Below are 20581 nucleotides of genomic sequence, written 5' to 3'. Positions count from 1 at the left end.
CACGAACTATGCAGCTGATGCGCGCGGCAACCTGTCTCCCAATCGCAGCTTTCCTACAATTCCCACTGCAATATGATCGCGGTGGAGAGGCGCCCCATTTCAGTCGTTCGGACCAGACTTGCGATTTCCGAAAAGCGGACATCGCCATACGACCCAGCCAACGGCAAGATTGGGGTGGTTTCCTGCCTGTCCGTTATTAGTGCAACTGCTCGAAAAGCTGACAAGCAGATCGGCGAAAGAGGACCGTTTGCAGCCAGCAGTACACCGTCTTAGATCAGACATTTCGCTCGCCAGGCGGCCGGCAGTTCTCGGGACGTTGAACCGGGGCAATGGCCCCCTTGGCCGCCTATAACTTGCCCCTCAGTATCTCCCCGCGACCGTGGCCGATGCAGCGTTGTCGCTGGCGCGATTGGCAAAGCTGCCGACATAGGCGAGGCCGATGGTCAACGCTTCGGTGAGGTTGAGGTCTAATCCGGTCGAGAGCAGGGCCGTGTCGGATGGGGTATGACCGCCGGTAACTGTGAAGGGCGTGCTGCCGGCAAAGCTCATGGTGCTGGCGGGCGCAAGCTCGCCGATGCCGTGGCGCCAACCGGCCATGGCGCGGATGGTGGTGAGCACGGTGCCCATGGCGACCTGGTGGCTGGCGCGGAGACCAACCGTGGTGAAGGTCGACGTGGTGGCATCGGCAGCGCTGGTCAAGGCGGCGGCACCGCCGGTTTCGCTGTAGCCGTCGGTATCAACAAGCAACTGGGTCAGGTTGGCGAACGGTTCGATGCTGGTGGCATTGGTGAGGTCGAGGCGATAGCCCAGTTCGGCGAAGGCCTGCAGCGAGCGGGCCTTGTAATCGGCACTCAGGTGATCGGTGAAGCCGGGAATAACCACGTCGCGGCTGGTTGCGAGACTATGGGCCGAGGCGGTGAGGCTGGAACGGAAGGCCAGCGCACCCCATTGCGTGCCGCCATAAAGCCCCAGCGAATAGCTGTCGCTGGAACCGGTCGAGGAGCGATCGGCGACCTCGAAGGCGGAGCCGGCATAGCCTGCCATCAGGCCAAGCCGCCAATCGCCGAGTTCTCCGTCGATACCGCCGGCCAGACCGCCGCCGTGGGTCGAAAGACTTGCGACATCAGCATCGCCGTCGAAGTGGCCCCAATTGCCAAAGGCACTGCCCCAGACCACGGAGAGGGGGGTGTCGGACCCGGCCAGTTCCGGACCGCCGGGGCCATAGGCGAGCACGGGGGCGCTGCCAGTGTGCCCGGAGACGCCGAGCAGGCGATCATTGACCGCATCGGCCATTTTCTGGGCGGGCGCGGTCAGCGTGCCTTTGGTCGCAGCACCGATCTCGCCTGACAAGGCATCGAAGCTGGCACGCACAATATCGCCATCGCTTTGCATGACAATGGCATCGTAGAGCGGGCCTGAGCCCAGACTCTCGATGGCCCGCGCGGTGCCAGACTGGTTGGTTGTGCCGGCCATCCTGGCAAAATCGATATCATTGCGAGCGAGCAGGAGCCCCACATCATTGCCATCGCCACCGGCATAGTCGAGGCTGGCATCGAGGAAGAGCAGTTGATTTAGATCGCTGCTGCTGGCGAACTGGCCGGTGACAGCATCGGCGCCGTCATTGGCAATGATGGTGTAACTGAACGGGTTATGCGCAATATCCCAATCGGCCACGCTAGTCGGCGTTAGCAGCAGGTTCAAATTGGCCCCGGCAATATCGACAGCGCCATTGACCACCAGCTTGTCGGCACTGGAGGGATTGGCCTCGACGACGAGGGTGCCGTGATTGATATAGTTGCCATTAATGATCTGGGTGCCGATCGAATTGCCGGGTGTATGCGTGCCACCAGCGGCGATCGTCGTCGTGCGCAGGGCACCAGTGCCGCCCAGCGTAGCGCCAGACAACACGTCGATCATGCCGCCGAGACTGCCTGTACCGGCCGAGCCGACGATCAGCGTGCCGCCCGAGACCGTCGTGGTTCCGCCAAAGCCGGAACTATCGCCGGTCAGGATTGTGGTTCCGGCAAGATGCTCGATCGCGCCAACGCCCGAAATCCCTGGATCGAAGCGCAGGGCCGAGCCATCCGGCATTCCGGTATGGTTGAACACCAGCGTGCCGGTCCCGTCGCCGAAGTCCAGTGTCCCTGCATCCAGAGTGCCAGCTGCTGCGGCCGCATCGCCTGCCGCGGCGCCAACATTGATCGTGCCGATGGACCCGGAAAGTAAGCCGACATCGACTTGTCGCGCGCCGCCTACAGAGACCAAGCCGCCGTCTGCAATGGTCAACGTGCCGGTGCCACCATTACCGACCGTCAAGCTGCTGGTAGTCCAGGACGATCCGGCGCCCGTCACCGTCGCTGTTCCTGTTGAGCCGGAAGCAAAGCCCAGATAGCCATCGTAGCTGCTGGCATATCCGGCATCTTCGACATTCAGGACGCCAATGCCCTGTTCGCCAATATGGAGCGCCCCGAGGATCTCCCAGGACGATCCGGCGCCCTTCACCGTCGCGGTTCCTGTCCCGTCGGACTGGTAGCCAAGATCGGCAGAGCTCCAGGCAACCACGTGTCCACTATCCTCGATATTCAGGATGCCCGTACCCCAGTAGCCAACATGGAGTTCCCCGCTGAGCCAGGATCCAGCGCCAGTCACCATCGCGGTTCCTGTCGAACCGGACTGGTAGCCAAGATAGCTAAGGCCACTGAAAGTCCGTCCGCCATTCTCAACATTCAGGATGCCAGTGCCATAATTGCCGACAGTGAATGAACTGTAGTTGTCCCAGGAAGATCCGTAGCCAGTCACCGTCACGGTTCCTGTCACGTTGGGATCAAAGCCGAGATAAGTGAGGCCGTTGATAACCACCTGCCCACCACCATCGACATTAACGGCGCCGGGGGCGCTATTTCCGACGATAATGAAAGAGCCGTTCCAGTTAGGACCATCCATCACCGAGCCCGGATATATGTCATCAGTAAAGGTGACACCCTGAGCCTGGGAGGGTGTTATTGCCGCGAGCAGCGCCAGCGTGGCGACGCCGGTCAGCCGTCCGATCGATCGCGGCCAGCCGAAACAACGCCATTCGCCCGTGCGGTCCAAAACTGCCATTGCCCATCTAATCCCCTGCGCGAATCGCGCGGTCAGGGCAATCTGTCACGCGATGGACGAAATGTCCCGAAGACGTAGCTAAAGGCCTCGGAACCTTACAGATTTTTCGCCATGACAGCAGAGGGCCCATCGCGGATGTCTTGTACCTTGCCGCATTCGGGTAGCGCTTATCAGCAGGGATGATTTGAGCTTGGGGAATGAGAGCGCACCCTCCTGAGGGGGCGCCGAGGCCAACAGATCACGAATCCATCTATCTAGTTTTCAGAGATCGGAGGCGTGGGCATCGGGCAGAACGTTTTTGCCAATGCATCGGGCCACCGCGCACCCACCTGCAGGTTCGGGCGCGCCAAAGTCCAACCTCGGAAACGAGGTGCACAGCTATCATCGCTCTGAGCCGACGAATGGCAGCTTTCGGGAATCTGCGAGTTAGCTCCGAATGGCTGAAACGGGGTCGATTGCCGACGTGCCGCTTCGGGGTGGATTTCGGACTGTCTGCTTTTCGATGGACGGTCAGGAAAAGCAGACAATGGGCATCAGCCAATTTGGGACGGCCGAAGACGTCCAGCCTTTGGCGCGCCACATTAAGATAGTGATAGTCCCGCTCGACAAGCCGCTACTTTCAAAATAACCATAACGTCGATGAGGGGCAATGGACCGTCGGCGATCTGTTAGGGCCGACCGAGCAGCGGCTACCGGTCAGACGGGGACTCCGGCCTCCGATAGGCGACAAGAGCAACTTCGATTGCCCGGGCAATGGCGAGCAAGATGGCATCCTGCCCTAATCGACCGGTGAGCTGCAGCCCCACCGGCATCCCTTCACTCATCCCCGCGGGAATGCTGACCGAGGGATGTCCTGAGACATTGGCAAATCCGCTGGATAGCATTTCGCCCTCTTCGCCTTCCTCAATGCGCGGGTCTTCGGGCGGAGCCACGAAGGGGACGCTGGGACTGGCGAGAACGTCAACCTGGGCAAAAGCCGCCTCCACTGAGGCCCGGAACGTCTCGCGATAGCCCATGGCGAGGAGATAATCCGCCGCAGTCGTCCTGAACCCGTCTTCGAGTTGCTGGCGCGTCACCTCCGCATAGCCGGCCGGGTTCTGCGGCAGCAGGGCGCGATGGATCACCGAGGCTTCGGGATGCAGGATCGTCACCAGTTCCGCGTTGACCCGCGCCAGGTCATCGATGCCGACTTGGACCAGCACCGCGCCCTTGGCCTCGAGCTTGGCCATTGCGACGCCAAGCGCCTCGCGGACGCCCGGTGTGATCTCGTGCGAGCCGAAATGCCAGTCGATGAGGCCGATCCGGAGGCCGGCAATATCGCGCTGCGGCGCGTCGCCGATACCTGCAATTGCCATCAGCCCGATCATCGCATCCGCCACGTTGCGCGCTAGTGGTCCGGCGTGGTCGAGGGTCCATGAGAGTGGGAAGACGCCATCCAGGCTCACTATTCCAAAGCTGGGTTTCAGCCCGACAATGCCGCAATAGCTCGCCGGAATTCGGATCGAGCCGCCGGTGTCCGTGCCGATGGCCAGTGGGACAATCCCGGCCGCCACGGCCGCCGCCGAGCCGCCGCTTGAGCCGCCCGATGTGCGGCCGGTATTGTGTGGATTATTGGTCTGCCCGATATCGGGATGCGCCACGCCATAGGCGTATTCGAGCAGGTTGGTCTTACCGAGGATAATTGCTCCGGCCGCGCGCAGCCGCGTCACCAGTTCCGCATCGCGGGCAGGCATCTGCGGCGCCCGCGCCCGGGTGCCGAAGCCGGTCGGCACGTCGGCTACGTCGATGAGATCCTTGATGGCGACGGGGATGCCATGCAGCGGGCCGAGATCGAGGCCGGATGCCAGCTCGGTGGTGCGTCGTTCGGCGTCGGCCAGCGCCATCGCGGCCATCGGATCGGCGAAGGCATTGAGACTGGGCTCCAGCGCCTCGATGCGCGCCAACGCGTGACGCACGACATCGATCGGGGTCAATCGGCCGTCGCGATATCGCGTTCCCAGTTCGGCAATATCGAGGAAACCGATATCCTCTCTCATCCCTGGGCGCCCAGCCGCTCGATCAGGCGTGCCCAGGCGGTGAGGCCGATGCGCAGATTGGCGAGGCGGAAGAACTCGTTGGGGGCGTGGTAGTCCTCGTCCGAGGTCGAGAACGAAAAGAAGATCATGCCGACGCCCAGGTGCTTCTTCATCACCGCGCCGATGGGAATGGTGGCGCCCATGGCGACACGCAGCGGCTTCTGGCCCAGGACCTCGCCAAAGATGTCCTCGGATATTTTCAGCGCCGGCAGGTCGGGATCGAGCGCGAACGCCGTGGTACCGGGACCGTGGCCGTGGACATCCAGCTCGTAGCCGCTTGGCAGGTGAGCCATCAGATGCGCCTCGATGGCTGCGATAACAGCCATTGGATCCTGTCCGGCCACCAGCCGGCAGGTGATCTTGGCGGATGCCTGGGCCGGAATGACCGTCTTGGTTCCGGGCCCGGCATAGCCGCCGGAAATGCCGTTGAATTCCAGCGTCGGCACCAGCCATTGGCGCGTCAGCAGCTCTTCGCCCGTCGGCAGCGTGGCGGGGCGCCGGGCGCCGATCTCGTCGAAATAGGCGCCGGAGTCGAAGCCGATGGCCTTGATCGCCTCGATGATCGCCGGATCTGGCGGCAGGGCGCCGTCAGCGAAGCCCTCGACCGCGACGTTGCACTCCGCGTCATGCAGGGAGGCCATAAGGTGCGTCAGCACGCGGATGGCGTTGGGTGCGCTGCCGCCGTGGCGGCCTGAATGCAGGTCCTTGCCGGCGCCGTGCACCACGACATCCAGCGCGACAAGCCCGCGCGTCGCTACCGTCACCGAAGCGATATCGGGGCGCCACATGGCGCCATCGGCCGAGACAACGAGATCGCAGGCAAGGCGGTCCTTGAGCCGCTCTACAGTCGGCTCGAAATGTGGGCTGCCGGATTCCTCTTCGCCCTCGATCAGCATTTTGAGATTGATCGGCAGGCCGCCGCTCAATTTGCCGAACGCCTCGGCCACGATGATGGGCAGCAGCAGAGGTGCCTTGTCGTCTGAAACGCCACGCGCATAGAGCCGGTCATTGCGTATTGTCGGCTCAAAGGGTGGCGTTAGCCACTTGTCGAGTGGATCGGGCGGCTGTACGTCGTAATGGCCATAGACCAGCAAAGTCGGCGCACCCGGCGTCTCACACCATTCCGCGATTACTGTCGGATGCCCACCGGTCGGCACGATCTCAACTTTTGGAAACCCGGCCTTGCGCATGCGTTCGGCCACGAACTCCGCGGCCGCGGAGATTCCCTCGGCAAAGGCTGGATCGGTGCTGACACTGGGAATGCGGCAGAACGCAATCACATCGGCCAGCGCTTCTGCTTCCTGGTCCGCTAGATAGGTCTCGATCTCGCTCACTTGCCGCCGTCCACGCTCAGCACCTGGCCGGAAATCCAGCCGGCTTGCTCGGAGGCAAAGAACATCACGGCATTGGCGATGTCGTCAGGCGTGCCCAAGCGCTTGAGTGCGATGTTGTTGAGCAGCTTTTCCTGGCCCTCCGCGCCCATTGCATCCCATTGCCGCTCGGTAGTGGGATTGGAGCGCACGAAGCCGGGGGCGACATTATTGACCGTGATGTTCCACCCACCCAATTCGTGGGCGAGTTGCCGGGTCAGGCCGATCTGCGCCGCCTTCGCGCTGGCATAGGCCTGAATGCCGGTCAGGCTGATGCCGAGCCCGGCGCCGCTGGAAATATTGATGACGCGGCCATAGCGCTGCTTTTTCATCCCCGGCGCCACCGCCTGGGTCATGAAGAAAGCCCCCGAAACATTGGCGTCAAAAATGGTCTGCCAGTCGGCGGCGCTGACCTCCTCGATCGGGCGCCCGACCTGTCCTCGTACGCCGCCGGCATTGTTGACCAGGATATCGACAGCGTGACCATCGGCCTCGATGCCAGCGATTGCAGCCTGGACGGCAGAGTGGTCGCCGACATCGAGCCTCAAGACCTTGACGGCGCCGAGGCGAGCCGTTTCGGCCAGGCCATCGGCATTGACGTCACAGGCATAAACCGTGGCGCCGTGCGTGGCGAAGGCCAGCGCGATGGCACGGCCGAAGCCATGTGCAGCGCCGGTGACGACGACAGTTTTGCCGGCAAATTCGATATTCATGTCACGCCACCGCTGCCGTTCCGACGCTTGCAAGCGTCACCATATTGTCGGGCGAGAACGTGCGCTGCCCGGTTTCCATTTCGCGGATCATCTCGATCAGCCGTGCCGTCAGCGGCGTCGGCACGTTGTTTTTCTTGCCGAAAGCGACGATGGGGCCGAGCTGGTCCTGGGCTTCAGTCTGGCGCTTGCGCACTGCGAGATCGCGCCAGATGCCGGAATGGGATTTGGTCGACTTGCGGTTATGCGCGACCATGTCGTCGAATGAGCCATCAACCTGTGCCTGCGAAGCGCCGGGCACGAAAGCGCCGGGATCGAAGCCATTGAAGGCTTCTGTGACGATGCCTTCGGCCTTGGCGACTGCGCCGACTTCGCGACCAAGATCGGTCAGGACCGCGCGATAGGCCGGGTCCGCCAGCGCGTCGGCAATGCTGTCATTGGTCAAGGCGGTGGCGAACAGCAGCGCGCCATAGACCAGCTTGCCCCAGAGGTAGCCCCAGATGTTGGCGGTCAGCACCGCGTTTGGCTCGAAGTCCAGCAACAGCTTGTGCAGGGCGGTGACCCGCTCGGTCGTGGCGCCGTCGAGTTCGCCGATCACGACTGCCCCGCGACCGCCGAACGTGACGATGCCTGGCTCGAGGTAATCGGCGCCGAAATTGACAAAGCACCCCATGGTGCGCTCACGCCCGATGATGTCGGCGATGACCAGTTCATTGAGCCCGTTCTGTGCCGAAACCACGACGCCATTGCGGGCGACATGAGGCAGCAGATCACGCGCGGCGGCGTCGGTATGCAGAGCCTTGACGCAGAGGAAGATGGTGTCGAACTGGCCCGTTAGGTCCTTTGGCAGAAACGCCTTGGCGCGGACGGTGTCCTCGAAGATCGGGCCGACGATGCGCAGGCCGACTTCGTTGATCTCGGTGACGTGCTCGGGGACGTTGTCGACGAAGACGACCTCATGGCCTGCACGGATGAAGGCCGCGCCCAGGGTGCCGCCGATAGCGCCGGCGCCCCAGATCAGGATCGGGCCAGTCATGACCACGGCCCCTCCATCAGCGCGCGCGTCTCGGTCACGGCAATATCCCAGATCGCCTGCATTTCGGCGTCGTCACGCTCGTAATAACCGCCGAAATTGCCGTCGCCGAGATAAGTCCGCACGCCAGCCGGGTCCATGTAGCGCATGCGCGTCAGATCGATCATCGGCTTGCGCTGGGTCGGCTGGGTCACGCCGGGCAGGCGGGTCCAGGCGAAATTCTCCATCCACGAGGCATGCGAGGCGACGGTGTCGATTTCCTGCACCTTGGCGAAGGTCGCTGGCGCATTCCACCAGTTGTGGAATTTCACCGGAATGCCCGGATTATCCGCCATCCACTCGATGGCAAGGCTGCCTGCCGGTGAATTGCCGCCATGCCCGTTGACCAGCAGGATGCGCTTGAAGCCCTGAATTTTGAGGCCATCGAGTATGTCGCGGATGATGCGCGTATAGGTGTCGATGCGCAGGCTGATCGAACCGGGGTAGGCGAGGAAATAAGGCGTGATGCCGTAGGGTACGACCGGAAATACTGGAATGCCCAGCGGTTCCGCTGCGTCCAGCGCTACCTTCTCGGCGAGGATAGAGTCCACCGAAAGGGACAGCCCCGCATGCTGTTCGGTACTACCGAGGGGCACGACGCAGCGGTCGTCGCGCTTCAGATAGTCCTCGACCTGGCTCCAGTTCATCTCGGCGATTTTCACGATGCTTCCTTCCGTTCAACTGGAGCTTGCTGGCTGGCGGTGGTTATGAAAGGCATCACCACGCGTTCGATATCGCCGGGGTCCGGCGTATGGCGGTATTCGATGGCGGCCGTGCCCGGCTTGGCAATTTCGGCGGCGGCCTCCGCGCCCGTCGAAAACACCACGACGTCGGCAGCGGCGAGGACTGCGGCGATGTCGGCGTCGTTGATCGTCGCCGCGGTAATGTCCTGCACGTGGGCAGCAAAGCGCTGCACGCCGGCCTTGATGATCGGCAGGAAATCGGGGAACAGCGAGACCACGGCCACCCGCGCCATCGGGTCGAGCGCCGCCAGCGCCATGCGCGTGGCTTCGGCTGGAATGAACCGGATCGAGACGACCTTGGTGTTGGGCAATAGGCTCGACACTTCGCGATGCCGGTTGGCGAACGTGACCACCAGGTCTGCCGAACCGGCGCGATCCTTGGCATCATCATCGCGCAGGATGGCGTCGATGGTCATGGGCTCGACCGTGGCGTTGCCGCCAAGCTGGGCGGCAATGAAGCGCGCATAGCTGGTCGTCGCCTCGGGAAACAGGCCGACCATGACTACGCTGACGCGATGGCCCAGGCTGATGCGATAGGACAGGCGCGCATTGAAAAGCGCCGCCAGATCGCTGGTGCGCACGCCCATGCCCATGGCGCTGTCGATCAGCGTATCGATCTGCCGGTGTAGCGCCACGATATCGGTGCGCGCCGCCATGCGGGCCTGCGAGCTATCGGCGACATAGGTGCCCGAGCCGGGCCGCGAGTCGATCAGCCCATCCTTCTTCAGATCACGATAGACCAGGCTTACCGTCATCGGCGCCACGCCGACCTGCTCGGCCAGTTCACGCACCGATGGCAGGGCGTCGCCAACCAGCAGATCGCCGCAGGCGATGCCGTATTCGATGATGCCCTTGAGCTGTTGCCGGATCGGGACCGGAAGCTCGCGATCGATGAAAAAATCCATGAAACTACGTCTGCCTGTGTGTCCTATTTGGCTATCACAGCTTCCGATCCTGCGACAAGCCGTTATACCGTAGTATGTCAAAGTTGGGGGATAAGTCTGAATTTGGCGCGTTGACGTCCTCAAAAGCGCATGCAACGTTACAGTCCAGTAGAACAGTTATCCTGCACTCAGAAAGGCGAAAGCATGAAGATCCTATCCATCGCTGCCATTGCGGCAGCGCTTCTTCTTGGCGTCAGTTCGTCGGCCATGGCGGTCGAGCGAGGTGGCATCATGACCTATGCCCGCTATGCCGATAGCCTGTTCCTCGACCCGGTTCTGAACGACGCCAATGTGGACATCTGGATCCTGTCCAACCTATACGACACGCTGCTGCTGCCCACCGATGACGGAAAGGGCGTCCAGCCAGGCCTCGCCACGGAATGGAAAGTGTCAGAAGACGGGTTGACCGTTACGCTCACCCTGCGCGACGGCATCAAGTTCTCGGATGGCTCCCCGATCACCGGCGAAGACGTCAAATTCTCGCTCGAACGCGCCGCAGTGCCCGATACTACCTGGCAGTTCCTCGTCGCTTCTATCGCCTCGATCGCGACCGAAGGCAAGACGGTCACCATCACGCTGGCCCATCCCGATCCGGCCTTCATTTCGGCGCTGACCGTGTTCAACACCGCCATCATGCCCAAGGCGCTGTTCGAGGCCGAAGCCGGCGCAACCGATGCCGACAAGGCCAAGGCCTTCGCCGAGCATCCCGTGGGTTCGGGCCCTTTCATGTTCGCCTCCTGGGAACGCGGCTCGACCATGAAGCTCGTGAAGAACCCCTACTATTGGGACAAGGGCGAGGATGGCCAGCCATTGCCTTACCTCGATGGCGTGACCTTCGAAGTCATTCCCGACGACGCGACCCGCATTCTTCGCCTGCAGTCTGGCGAAGTCGATGGCGCCGAGTTGATCCCCTATGCGCGCGTCGACGAGCTGAAGGCCGACGACAAGCTGAACATGGAAATGTATCCCTCGACGCGTGTGCAGTACATTTCGATGAATGTGCGGCCCCAGGTCAACGGCGCCGATAATCCCTTGTCCAATCCCAAGGTGCGCCAGGCGCTGAACTACGCCACCAACAAGGAAGCGATCATCCAGATCGTGACCCACGGCGTGGGCACGCAACTGACCTCGTTCATGTCGAGCGCCACCCCGATGCATACCGGCACCGCTCCGCTCTATCCCTATGACCTTGAAAAGGCCAAGGCACTGATGGCGGAAGCTGGCTTCCCCAATGGGTTCTCGACCAGCCTTCTGGTTCTCGCCGGCAATCAGGACGAAATCGGCATCGGCACGGCCGTGCAGCAGATGTGGGCGGCCATCGGCGTCAAGCTGGAACTCCAGCAGGTCGATAACGCCACCCGCACCCAGCAATATCGCGATGGCACCATGAATATGCGCGTCGCCGCCTGGACCGACGATATCGCCGATCCCAATGAAATCACCTCATATTTCGCCTATTCGCCGACGATCGACGCCCTGCATTCGGGTTGGAAGAGCGAAGAAGCCGATAAGCTCTACGTTGCCAGCCAGAGCGAGATCGATCCTGCCAAACGGGCCGAGGAATATGCCCGCATCCAGGAAATCTTCAATGCCGAAGGCCCCACCGTGCCGCTCTACGAAACGCCCTATCCGGTGGCCCTGAGCAAGACCACGATGGGCTTCAACCAGATCCCGCTGGGCAACAACATCTTCCGCGCCGCCTGGCTCGATAAATAGGCCGATTTGGGCGGGGGCCTCCCTCCGCCCAAGCTTTTCCTTCCTGGGATGCGGAGTGAGCTTTTTGTTGCTGGTCCCCTATATTTTTCGCCGCGTCCTCCAGCTGATCCCGACATTCGCCTTCATCATCATTGTCGTCTTCGTACTGGTCCGCCTGCTGCCCGGTGATCCCGCCAGCGCCATCCTGGGCGACCGCGCCATCGATGCCAACGTCGATCGGATCAATCACGAACTGGGTCTGGATCAGCCGGTCTTCGTGCAGTTCCTGGTCTTCGTCAAATCCATCGCCACCGGCAATCTCGGCAATTCCATCGTGCTGAAAATCCCGGTTGCCGACCTGATCGCCCAGCGCATGCCCGTGACCCTGATGCTGACGGTGATGGCGGCCGTGATCGCCTTGATCCTGGCGCTGCCACTGGCCTTCCTCGCCGCTCTCCAGCGCGACAAGCTGGCCGACAATGCCATTCGCGGCGTGTTTCAGGTAGGCTTGTCGATGCCGGTGTTCTATCTCGGGATTATCCTGCTCACCGTCTTTGGCGCCAAGCTCGGCTGGTTTCCCGTCGGCGGCTATGGCGAGGGTTTCCTCGATCATGTGCATCACCTGATCCTGCCGGCGCTGACCCTGGCGCTCAGCCTCGCTGCCATCCTGATGCGCAATCTGCGCGCTGCCATCATCGGCGTCGTCGGCGCCGAATATGTCGATTTCGCCCGCGCCAAGGGTCTGCGTCCCCGCCTCATCATGATCCGCCACGTGCTGCGCAATGCGCTGATTTCAACCGTGACGCTGTTCGGCCTCTCCATCGGCACCCTGCTCGGCGGCGCGGTGATTACCGAAACCGTGTTCGCCATTCCGGGGGCAGGGCGGCTGATGATCGACAGTATTTACGGCCGCGACTATCCAGTGGTGCAGGGCATGACGCTGGCGCTCGCCGTCTGCGTGTCGCTGACGTTCCTCCTCACCGATATCGCCCAGGCCTGGCTCGACCCGCGGGTGGCCCGATGACCCTGGTCGCAACCGCTCCCGTCGCCAAACGGCGCGCCCGTCTCCGCCTGCCATTCACCCTGGTCTTTGGCGGCACCATCATCGGCCTCAGCACGATCGTCGCGTTCTTCCCGTCGCTGTTCGCCCCTTATGACCCCGCAGCCATGGACTACAATGCGCTGCTGCAGCCGCCGACCATGGCGCATCCCTTCGGCACCGACAGTTTTGGCCGCGATGTGCTGACCCGCGTCATTCACGCCTATACAGTGGACATGCAGATCGCCGTCTTCGCGACGCTGTTCCCCTTTGTCTTCGGCACCTTTATCGGTGCGCTGGTCGGCTATGCCGGCGGCTGGGTCAATGCGCTGTTCGGGCGCGTGGTCGATGCCATCATCACCTTCCCGTTCCTTGTGCTGGTCATCGCCATCGTCGCCGTCTTGGGGCCCGGCCTGATCAACATGTATGTGGCGGTCAGCGTCGTCGGCTGGGTCTTCTATGCCAGATTGGTGGCGACCGAAGTGCAGGTGCAAAAGCGCCTCGATTACGCGCATTCCGGCCGCGCCATGGGGTATCGCCCGCTGCGCATCATTTTCCGCCATCTGCTGCCCAATGCCATCACCCCGGCTTTGGTCTATTGGATGACCGACATGGCGCTGGCCATCCTGCTCGGCTCCAGCCTCGGCTACCTCGGCCTGGGCGCCCAGCCGCCCACGGCCGAATGGGGCGTGCAAATCGCCGACGGCAAGAATTTCATGAACACCGCCTGGTGGATTTCCGTGTTCCCCGGCGTGGCTATCGTGGTCACGGGGCTCGGCTTCAGCCTCGTCGGCGACGGTCTGGCCGAACTGCTGAGGACCAAGAAATGATCCCGGCCCTCGAAGTTCGCAACCTCACCACCAGCTTCCGCACGCAGAATGGCTGGGTCAAGGCCGTCGATAATGTCGGTTTCGAAGTCATGCCCGGCGAAGTCGTGGGCCTCGTCGGCGAGTCCGGCTCCGGCAAGAGCGTGACGCTGCATTCCATCCTGCGTCTCGTCCATGCGCCGGGCACGGTGGCTGGCAGCGTCAAATGGCAGGGCCGCGACCTGCTCACCATGCCGGAGCGCGAATTGCGCAAGGTGCGCGGCGGCGAAATCGCCATGATCTTCCAGGAGCCGATGACGGCGCTCAATCCGGTGCTGCCGGTCGGCATCCAGATCGAGGAAAATCTGAGTGCCCATACGGCGCTCGATGGTCGCCAGCGCGCCGCCCGCGCCCGCGAGCTGATGGATTTGGTCGGCATTCCCGAAGCGGCGCGCCGCCTCAAGGATTATCCGCACCAGTTCTCCGGCGGCATGCGCCAGCGCGTCATGATCGCCATTGCGCTGGCCAGTGGCCCCAAACTGCTGCTGGCCGACGAGCCGACGACCGCTCTCGACGTCACCATCCAGGACCAAATTCTCAAGCTCATCCTCGACCTGCGCGACGAGCTGCAGATGGGCGTCGTCCTCGTCACCCACGATCTCGGCGTCGTCGCCGCCACCTGCGATCGGATGGCGGTAATGTATGCCGGCCGCATCGTCGAAACCGGCAGCGTCGTCGATGTCTTCGCCGAGCCGCACCATGCCTATACGCGCGGCCTGCTTGGTTCGGTGCCGCGCGGCGGGGCAGGGCGCACCCTGCTGCTGTCAATCGAGGGCACGCCGCCGGGATTAGCCTCGATCCCGCCCGGCTGCTCGTTCAACCCGCGCTGTACTTTCGCTACCGACATCTGCCGCAAGGAGACCCCCATGCTCGCCGAATTTGCCCCGGGGCGCCTCGTTGCCTGTCACCACCACCGTGAAGTTGCCGCCGCCGGATCGCCCGTCGTATGAACGCCGCCCTGTCCCAAACGCTGATCGCAGCCGAGGAAGTCAGCAAGGAATTCCACATTCCCCACGGCCTTTGGCGACGCCTGACCGGCCAGCCACGCCTGGCCGTACACGCCCTAAATGGCGTCAGCTTCCAGATCAATCGCGGTGAAACCCTGGGCATTGTCGGTGAAAGCGGTTGCGGCAAGTCCACGCTGGCGCGCTGCCTCGTGCGCCTGTTTGATTGCGACGACGGCCGCGTCCGCTTCGAAGGCGAGGATATCGCCGATCTCAAAGGTGCCGATCGCCGCGCCTTCAATCGCCGCGTCCAGATGATTTTCCAGGACCCCTATAGCTCGCTTAATCCGCGCATGCGGGTGCGCGAAATCCTGGGTGAGGCGCTGGCCGTCCACAAAATGCGCCCCCGCGCACAAATCCCCGCTCGCATCGCCGAACTGCTCGATCTCGTCCGCCTCCCCAGCGACGCCGCCGACAAATTCCCGCACGAATTCTCCGGCGGCCAGCGCCAGCGTATCGGCATTGCCCGCGCTCTGGCGGTGGAGCCCGACGTGCTTGTCGCGGACGAACTGGTCTCGGCGCTCGACGTTTCGGTGCAGGCGCAGGTGGTAAACCTGCTGCTGCAATTGCAGGAACAACTGAACCTGACCGTGGTTTTCGTCGCCCACGATCTGCGCCTGGTCCGGCATATCTCGCACCGCGTCGCCGTGATGTATCTCGGCAAGATCGTCGAGATCGGGCCGACCGAGGCGCTATTTTCCGCCCCACGTCACCCCTATACCAAGGCGCTGCTCGACGCCGCGCCCGAGCTCGATCCCACCAAGCGCACCCGCACCGTGGCGGCGCGCGGCGAACTCCCCAGCCCGATCAACCTGCCCAAGGGCTGCCTGTTCAACACCCGCTGCCCGCACGCTTTCGACCGCTGCTTTGCCGAACGGCCGCTGCTGAGCGATCGCACTCCTGCCCACAAGGCCGCATGTCATCTGACCGATTTCGGCGCGCCGTCCCTCCAGAACCTTGAAGCCATTTCATGACCTATTCCGCCTTCCAAGCCGCTATAGCGCAAGTCAACGACATCCTCTGCACCGTCAACCTGCTCGCGTGGGACTCGCGCACTGTCATGCCGCCTGGCGGCGTTGAATCGCGTGGGGCACAAGTTTCGACCTTGACCAGCCTCGCCCGCGAATTGGCCACCGGTGACGCCATGGCCCGCGCGCTCGACGGGGCCCGCGCTGAACTGGCGACAGTGCCCGCCAGCGATATCCGCCACCGCGCGGTCGAACAGGCGACCAAGGAAATCGGCATCCTCAGCCGCGTCCCCGCCGCACTGATCGGCGAAGCCGCCGAACTCAAAACCCGCGCCAACATGGCTTGGGTCGAGGCCCGCGCCGCTAACGATTTTGCCGGCTATGCCCCGGTGCTCGAGCGCATGATCGCCATCCAGCGCGAGACCGCTCAGGCCATCGGCTTCGCCGCGCATCCCTATGACGCCTTGCTCAACGGCTACGAGCCGGACATGACGCTGGCGCAGTTGCAGACCATCTATGGCAGCCTGAAATCTGCCCTGGTGCCGCTGATCGAAAAGGCCACCGCTGCCCCACCGCCGCGCACCGATTTCCTCCGCCGGTCCTACCCCATCGAGAGCCAAAAGGCCTTCGGTCTCGCCATGGCTCAGCGCATGGGTTACGATCTCAATCGCGGTCGCCTCGACGACACCGTGCACCCCTTCGAAATTTCCTTCACCCGCCATGATGTGCGCATCACCAGCCGCTTCCGCGAAAGCTGGCTGCCGGGTGGGTTCTTCGCGCTCTGGCACGAGGCCGGCCACGGCATGTACGAGCAGGGCGTTGCGCCCGACTATACCCGCTCGATCTTTGCTACCGACCTGATCAATCTCTACGCTGTTGGCGGCACCAGCTTTGGCATGCACGAGAGCCAGTCGCGCCTCTGGGAAAACCGCGTCGGCCGCTCGCGTTCGTTCTGGGACCTGCACTTCGGTGAGTTGCAGTCCCATTTCCCCGAGCAGTTGAGCGACGTGACCGCCCACGAATTCTGGCGTTCGGTCAACCAGGTCCGCCCCGATTTCATCCGCGTCGAAGCCGACGAGCTGACCTATGACCTCCACATCATCCTGCGCTCGGAAATCGAGGCGGGCATGATGGCGGGCGAGATCAAGGTCGCGGACCTGCCCGGCATCTGGGCTGAGAAGATGAAGACCTATTTCGGCCTGACGGTGCCCAACGACACCTTGGGCGTGCTGCAGGACGTGCACTGGTCACACGGCTATGTCGGCTCGTTCCCCACCTATACGCTGGGCAATATCATGAGCTCGCAATTCTTCGCCACCGCGCGAAAGAACCCCGCCATCGCCGCTGGTCTCGACAGCGGCGACTACGCCCCGCTCAAGACCTTCCTGACGGACAATATTTATAGCTATGGCCGCTCCTCCTCACCTGCGGAAACCCTGCAACGTGTGACCGGTCGCGGCCTCGACACCGCGCCTTACATCGCCGACCTGACCCAAAAGGTCGCAGCGCTCACGGCCACATCGTGACCCGCCCCGTCATCGCCATCCACGGCGGCTGCGGCGTCATGGCCAAGCTCGACCTCACCGAGGCCGACTGGGCCGATGCCCGCCGCGACCTGGCCGAAGCCCTGCGTGCCGGCTGGCGCGTCCTGACCGCCGGCGGTTCCGCGGTCGACGCGGTCGAGGCGGCCATCGTGGTCATGGAAGACTCGCCCCAGTTCAACGCCGGCCACGGCGCGGCGCTCAATGCCGCGGGTATTCACGAACTGGACGCCTCGATCATGCGCGGCGCCGATCTGGGGGCAGGGGCAGTCGCCCTCGTCCGACGCATCCGCAATCCCATCCGCGCCGCACGAGCGCTGCTGGAACAGGGCGGCCCGGTCATGCTGGGTGCCACGGAAGCCGACAATTTCGCCGCCCGGTCCGGCCTCGACATGGTCGAGCAATCCTATTTCACCACCGAACGCCGCGTGAAGTCGCTCGCCAGCCTCAAGGCCAAGGCGCTCGAAGGCACGCTCAAAGCCGCATCCGAAGCCGAAAAGCATGGCACGGTCGGCGCTGTCGCGCTCGATAGTGCCGGCCATCTGGCGGCCGGCACCTCCACCGGCGGCTACAACAACAAGCCTGAAGGCCGTATCGGCGACACGCCGATCATCGGTGCCGGCACCTATGCCCGCAACGGCGTCTGTGCCGTCTCCGGCACCGGGGCAGGCGAGTTCTTCATTCGCCACGCCGTCGGCCACGAGATCGCCAGCCGCATCGCCTATCTCGGCGAAAGCCTAGCCACCGCTGCCGACCAGGTTATCAAATCGGATCTGGCGAGTTACGGTATCGGCGCCGGCATCGTCTCGATCGATGCCTACGGCAATATCGCCGCTCCCTTCAATACCGACGGCATGTTTCGCGGCTGGATCGATGCCGATGGCAATCTTTCAGTGGGCACCCATGCCGAGGTCACCACGGTCTCCCTCTGATGCACCAGCCAGCCATCGTTACCGCCGACATTTACGACGTGCACCACGCCGCCCTGCAGGTCTGCGAACTGCAGTTCCGCTCCTTCGGCGCCAATGCCTCCTTCTTCGGCCCCTGTGTTACGCTCGCCACCTTCGAAGACCACACTCCAGTCCTTGCGGCCCTGCAGCAGACCGGCAACGGTCGCGTCCTCGTCGTCGATGGCCAGGGTTCGCTGCGCATCGGCCTGATGGGCGATCGCCTCGCCAAATTCGGTGCCGACAATGGCTGGGCCGGCGTCGTCATGAATGGCGTCATCCGCGATAGCCTAGGCATGGAAGATCTCGATATCGGCGTCAAGGCACTCGGCACCACTGCCCGTCGCGGCTGGGTCCCGATCGTGCCCACCAACGACATCGCCCTGACCATCGGTGGGGCGACGTTCAATCTCGGCGACTGGGTCTATGCCGACGTCGATAGCGTCATCGTCAGCCGCACCGAACTCGATCTGACCATATCGCCCGCCGCGCCCCTCTCATATCCGGACCCGCAACAATGAACGCACTTCCGTCCTTCCGCACCGGCACGCCGCGGCTCGAACAGGGTTATGTCCAGCCCCTACCGGGCATCGATATTCCGTTCACGGTGATCGAAGGCACCCAGCCCGGCCCGGTCCTGCTGGTCACTGCCGGGGTGCACGCGTCCGAATTCTGCTCGATCGAGGCGGCGATCCGCCTGCAGCAGACCAAGCCAGAGAGCCTTAAGGGTACGCTGGTCATCCTGCCCATTTTGAACATGCAGGGCTTTCGCAAGCGCAGCATCTACATCATGCCCGAGGACGGCAAGAACCTGAACCGCCAGTTCCCTGGCAAGCCTGACGGCACGCTCAGCGAGCAACTCGCCTTTTGGCTGAGCGATACCGTGTTTCCGCAGGCCGACGCCTATCTCGACCTGCATGGCGGCGATCTCGACGAGTCGCTGCTGCCCTTCACCATCTATCCGCGCGGTGACGCCGGCTCGAAAGCTCTCGCCACGGCCTTCGGCATCAAGATCGCCATCGCCTCGGACGGCAAGACCAATTCCATCAACGGCGCCGTCCAGCACGGTATCCCCAGCCTCTTGCCCGAAATGAGCGGCAATGGCCTCTGGGATAATGCCTTGGTTGGCGAACTGACGGATGGCATCGCCCGCGTGATGCTGCATCTTGGGATGATTGACGGCCCGGTCAAACCCGCGCCGCAGGTAACGCCGGATTTCGTCACCATGTGGGTGCCGACCGCGCCGATGGATGGCCTCTGGTATTCCGCCAAGCAGATCGCCGAAACCGTTGAGACCGGTGAAGTCCTCGGCGAAATCCGGGACGTCTTCGGTGTCGTCCTCGCCACCATTCGCTCCGAAAAAGCCGGCATCGTCGTCTACCGCATGACCAGCCTCAGCGTGAACCAGGGCGAAGCCCTGCTCGGTATCGGCTCGCCGCTGGTGGAGTGAGGGACTGATCTTGACCAGAGGAGGAGAGTCGGCATGAATTGTCCGTCTTCACGAGAACGCCCGAGCGGGCGCAATGCCTGATATAGCGCACGAAGCCGACATTGCCCTGCGGCAACGAAAGACAGCTTTCGGGAATTGCTGAGTTATCCTCGAACGGCGGGCTGGGGGGCGACTACGGCCGGTCACTTTCGTTCATCCCGGTTAATGATTGGGGTGGATACCGATCTGTCCGCTCTTAGACGGGTCGGGGCTAACGGCATGAAGTACCTGAGAGACCAGTTATCTTCCTGAATGAGCCGTTTGTCTGAAAGTGTCGGCTGCCGCCCGCCAAGCACCTTGCCGCATGACGACGAATTCTGGAGACAGGTCAAAAATCGCGCGATCGAGACGAAGAACGTCTGGATCGGGCCGGAAACTGAAATGGGTCGGTATCGGGCTCCGGGCCATCGGGCGGCACGATGCTGGCGGGGGCGGAATATCACTCGGCTCAAAATCCACGGTAGGAAGGCCATCAGCGTTCTCCGTACATTTAACAGTCCCTCCGCCACTACAGTTCCAACTGGTGGCTTTCCGCTGCCGGAATAGATTGAACTGAGTTGTCGCTTCGAGCCTCAGGCGAGACGGATAAGAACGTGAAGGAACCATAGCATTGGTTTTGCATTGTTTTTTTACCGTCGGTTGTTGTCACGCCCTTCCTTTCGGTGCCCCTGGCGCGCTTCATGCGGCCAGGGGCTTTCTTGCGTCATGGCTGTCGGCGTTGCCCAGCGGCAGGGCTGTCGTCGACTTTAAGCCTCGGGCCAGGCCCGTCGCTTTGCACAGCCCGGCCCAGTCGAACCCGATGCCTATGCGAGGCGTGTCAGAGGCAATTGCCAGGCCGTCGGGCAGTGGCATTGGGCGGGTCGCGTAGGTGTTCAGATCGAAGCTATGTGCCTCCACCCAGCCTCTATTGGGCTGTGGGGACGACGCTGACATGAAGCTCCTGCATGCCATGGCTGCACACTGGCAGGCCGGCCTCGCGGGCCGGCGCCGCGACGCGCAGGAAGCCGGTGATGCCG

The 20581-nt window shown here is 63.0% G+C and carries 17 protein-coding genes; 9 read left to right on the top strand and 8 right to left on the bottom strand.

Annotation, left to right across the window (positions count from 1 at the left end; genetic code table 11):
• Window positions 1–360 precede the first annotated feature (360 nt).
• From JWP26_RS01705 to JWP26_RS01675, 7 genes are all read right to left on the bottom strand, one after another.
• On the bottom strand, window positions 361–3102 hold the full coding sequence (locus JWP26_RS01705; RefSeq protein WP_299722522.1) for an autotransporter domain-containing protein: 2742 nt from the start codon (window positions 3100–3102) through the stop codon (window positions 361–363).
• A gap of 689 nt (window positions 3103–3791) precedes the next feature.
• Entirely contained in the window at window positions 3792–5138 is a 1347-nt protein-coding gene (locus JWP26_RS01700) for an amidase (RefSeq protein ID WP_299722519.1), read from the bottom strand.
• On the bottom strand, window positions 5135–6511 hold the full coding sequence (locus JWP26_RS01695) for a dipeptidase (protein ID WP_299722516.1): 1377 nt from the start codon (window positions 6509–6511) through the stop codon (window positions 5135–5137). The genes JWP26_RS01700 and JWP26_RS01695 overlap by 4 nt, the downstream gene beginning before the upstream one ends.
• Complete coding sequence (locus tag JWP26_RS01690; protein ID WP_299722513.1) at window positions 6508–7260, bottom strand: SDR family NAD(P)-dependent oxidoreductase; 753 nt, start codon at window positions 7258–7260, stop codon at window positions 6508–6510. Before JWP26_RS01690 ends, JWP26_RS01695 begins: the two co-directional genes overlap by 4 nt.
• Before the next feature lies 1 nt (window position 7261).
• Window positions 7262–8293: a ketopantoate reductase family protein gene (locus JWP26_RS01685; protein WP_299722510.1), complete on the bottom strand. Its 1032-nt coding sequence runs from the start codon at window positions 8291–8293 to the stop codon at window positions 7262–7264.
• A complete protein-coding gene (locus JWP26_RS01680; RefSeq protein WP_299722507.1) occupies window positions 8290–8991 on the bottom strand; it encodes a creatininase family protein in 702 nt (233 codons plus the stop codon). The genes JWP26_RS01685 and JWP26_RS01680 overlap by 4 nt, the downstream gene beginning before the upstream one ends.
• Entirely contained in the window at window positions 8988–9977 is a 990-nt protein-coding gene (locus JWP26_RS01675) for a GntR family transcriptional regulator (protein WP_299722504.1), read from the bottom strand. The genes JWP26_RS01680 and JWP26_RS01675 overlap by 4 nt, the downstream gene beginning before the upstream one ends.
• A gap of 183 nt (window positions 9978–10160) precedes the next feature.
• Between JWP26_RS01675 and JWP26_RS01670 the strand changes: the two genes are divergently transcribed.
• Genes JWP26_RS01670 through JWP26_RS01630 form a run of 9 tightly spaced genes read left to right on the top strand, consistent with a single transcriptional unit; the run spans window position 10161 to window position 19526 of the window.
• On the top strand, window positions 10161–11732 hold the full coding sequence (locus JWP26_RS01670) for an ABC transporter substrate-binding protein (protein WP_299722501.1): 1572 nt from the start codon (window positions 10161–10163) through the stop codon (window positions 11730–11732).
• Between the two features lie 55 nt (window positions 11733–11787).
• Window positions 11788–12735: an ABC transporter permease gene (locus tag JWP26_RS01665; protein ID WP_299722498.1), complete on the top strand. Its 948-nt coding sequence runs from the start codon at window positions 11788–11790 to the stop codon at window positions 12733–12735.
• Window positions 12732–13580: an ABC transporter permease gene (locus JWP26_RS01660; RefSeq protein ID WP_299722495.1), complete on the top strand. Its 849-nt coding sequence runs from the start codon at window positions 12732–12734 to the stop codon at window positions 13578–13580. Before JWP26_RS01665 ends, JWP26_RS01660 begins: the two co-directional genes overlap by 4 nt.
• Window positions 13580–14566: an ABC transporter ATP-binding protein gene (locus tag JWP26_RS01655; protein ID WP_299722569.1), complete on the top strand. Its 987-nt coding sequence runs from the start codon at window positions 13580–13582 to the stop codon at window positions 14564–14566. The genes JWP26_RS01660 and JWP26_RS01655 overlap by 1 nt, the downstream gene beginning before the upstream one ends.
• Window positions 14563–15594 (top strand): ABC transporter ATP-binding protein, encoded by a 1032-nt coding sequence (locus tag JWP26_RS01650; protein WP_299722492.1) that lies wholly within the window; start codon window positions 14563–14565, stop codon window positions 15592–15594. The genes JWP26_RS01655 and JWP26_RS01650 overlap by 4 nt, the downstream gene beginning before the upstream one ends.
• Window positions 15591–17114, top strand: a complete 1524-nt coding sequence (locus JWP26_RS01645) for a carboxypeptidase M32 (RefSeq protein WP_299722489.1) — start codon at window positions 15591–15593, stop codon at window positions 17112–17114. The genes JWP26_RS01650 and JWP26_RS01645 overlap by 4 nt, the downstream gene beginning before the upstream one ends.
• Window positions 17111–18061 carry an isoaspartyl peptidase/L-asparaginase family protein gene (locus JWP26_RS01640; protein WP_299722486.1) on the top strand — a complete coding sequence of 317 codons (951 nt, stop codon included), beginning with the start codon at window positions 17111–17113 and terminating at the stop codon, window positions 18059–18061. Before JWP26_RS01645 ends, JWP26_RS01640 begins: the two co-directional genes overlap by 4 nt.
• Window positions 18061–18597 (top strand): ribonuclease E activity regulator RraA, encoded by a 537-nt coding sequence (gene rraA, locus JWP26_RS01635; protein WP_299722483.1) that lies wholly within the window; start codon window positions 18061–18063, stop codon window positions 18595–18597. Before JWP26_RS01640 ends, rraA begins: the two co-directional genes overlap by 1 nt.
• Complete coding sequence (locus JWP26_RS01630; protein ID WP_299722480.1) at window positions 18594–19526, top strand: succinylglutamate desuccinylase/aspartoacylase family protein; 933 nt, start codon at window positions 18594–18596, stop codon at window positions 19524–19526. The genes rraA and JWP26_RS01630 overlap by 4 nt, the downstream gene beginning before the upstream one ends.
• A 943-nt stretch (window positions 19527–20469) precedes the next feature.
• Here JWP26_RS01630 and JWP26_RS01625 read toward each other — a convergent pair.
• On the bottom strand, window positions 20470–20565 hold the full coding sequence (locus JWP26_RS01625; RefSeq protein WP_299722567.1) for a hypothetical protein: 96 nt from the start codon (window positions 20563–20565) through the stop codon (window positions 20470–20472).
• Window positions 20566–20581 lie beyond the last annotated feature (16 nt).

Origin of the sequence: Devosia sp. (assembly GCF_028290435.1) — a bacterium.
Taxonomy (GTDB): Bacteria; Pseudomonadota; Alphaproteobacteria; order Rhizobiales; family Devosiaceae; genus Devosia.
Note: the sequence above shows the minus strand (reverse complement) of the source record. Positions and strands in the feature narration are given on the sequence as shown.